Genomic DNA, 1,486 nt, shown 5'->3' on the forward strand with positions numbered 1-1,486 from the left:
GTGTTGAAAGGCAGGGGTATCCATGATGGTAGACCTCAAGGAGATGGCCTACTTCAAGATTAGCCTTTCAACACGTAATTGGGACAGAGCCATAAAAAACGCCCCGCAGTGCGGGGCGTTTTGGCAAGCAATGGCTATCAGGCAGCCAGGTTCTTGGCCACGAATTCCCAGTTGACCAAGGTCCAGAAGGTTTCCATGTACTTCGGACGCAGGTTTCGGAAATCGATGTAGTAGGCGTGCTCCCACAGGTCGACGGTCAGCAGCGGGGTAGTCCCGGCTTCGGTGAGCGGGCAACCGGCGTTGGAGGTGTTGACGATGGCCAGGGAGCCATCGGCTTTCTTCACCAGCCAGGTCCAGCTTGAACCGAAGTTGCCGATGGCAGACCTGGTGAACGCATCCTTGAACTCGGCAAAGGAGCCAAACGCCTTGTTGATGGCATCAGCCAGGGCGCCGGTCGGCTCGTTGCCGCCGTTCGGGGAGAGGCAGTGCCAGTAGAAGGTGTGGTTCCAGATCTGGGCGGCGTTGTTGAAGATGCCACCAGTGGAAGTCTTGATGATCTCTTCCAGAGACTTGCCTTCAAACTCGGTACCCGGTACCAGATTGTTCAGGTTGACCACATAGGTGTTGTGGTGCTTGCCGTGGTGATATTCCAGAGTTTCCTGGGAGATGTGCGGTTCCAGAGCGTTGATTGCATAGGGCAGAGCGGGAAGTTCGAATGCCATTTTCTACTCTCCATTGGCTGGCCGTGCGAAGGCGACGGTTGCAAGACATTGCGTACTCTTTTCTATTTTGAAAAGAATCGTTCTTGAAATGATGGGGCCAGTTGGCCCAAAGCCCATCGATTGTACCAGTATCAAAGATGGGCTAACAACTCTTGATTCTCGCCATGACCTGGATCAAGCTGCGGCGTATTGATTCATCACTTCTTGCATCCGGGACGGTTTGTCAGTTTGTGGTCTGCCCGGATTGCAGTAGAATGACCGCCGAAATCGCTCTAGTGAGGCACCTATGGAAACTATTGAAAAGATCAAACAGCAGCTGGCTGACAATCCCATCATCCTTTACATGAAGGGCTCCCCCAAGCTACCCAGCTGCGGTTTCTCTGCCCAGGCCTCCCAGGCTCTGATGTCCTGTGGCGAGCCGTTTGCTTACGTCGACATACTGCAAAACCCGGACATCCGTGCCGAGTTGCCGAAGTTTGCCAACTGGCCCACCTTCCCGCAGCTGTGGGTAGAGGGGGAGCTGGTCGGTGGCTGTGATATCCTGATCGAGATGTTCCAGGCTGGCGAGCTGCAGACTCTGATCAAGGACACTGCCGCCAAGCACAAGCAGGATGATGCCGCCGCCGAATAAGGTCGCATCTGCATCATGCAAAAAGGGGAGCCAATGGCTCCCCTTTTTTATGGCTCTGTCCCAATTACGTGTTGAAAGGCTAATCTTGAAGTAGGCCATCTCCTTGAGGTCTACCATCATGGATACCCCTGCC

At 54.3% G+C, this 1,486-nt stretch carries 2 protein-coding genes; one reads left to right on the plus strand and one right to left on the minus strand.

Features of this window, described 5'->3' with window-relative positions; all coding sequences use genetic code 11:
* Window positions 1-137 precede the first annotated feature (137 nt).
* Window positions 138-722 (minus strand): superoxide dismutase [Fe], encoded by a 585-nt coding sequence (sodB, locus tag ACW5XD_RS23850; RefSeq protein ID WP_456497016.1) that lies wholly within the window; start codon window positions 720-722, stop codon window positions 138-140.
* A gap of 286 nt (window positions 723-1,008) precedes the next feature.
* Here sodB and ACW5XD_RS23855 point away from each other — a divergent pair, with 286 nt between their 5' ends.
* Window positions 1,009-1,353 carry a Grx4 family monothiol glutaredoxin gene (locus ACW5XD_RS23855; RefSeq protein WP_456497017.1) on the plus strand — a complete coding sequence of 115 codons (345 nt, stop codon included), beginning with the start codon at window positions 1,009-1,011 and terminating at the stop codon, window positions 1,351-1,353.
* The last annotated feature ends 133 nt before the right edge of the window (window positions 1,354-1,486 follow it).

The organism is Aeromonas enterica (genome assembly GCF_054052465.1).

Excerpts from the sequence above, each read along its gene's own strand:
- sodB (WP_456497016.1), bottom strand. The coding sequence starts at position 722 with ATGGCATTCGAACTTCCCGCTCTGCCCTATGCAATCAACGCTCTGGAA.
- ACW5XD_RS23855 (WP_456497017.1), top strand. The coding sequence starts at position 1,009 with ATGGAAACTATTGAAAAGATCAAACAGCAGCTGGCTGACAATCCCATC.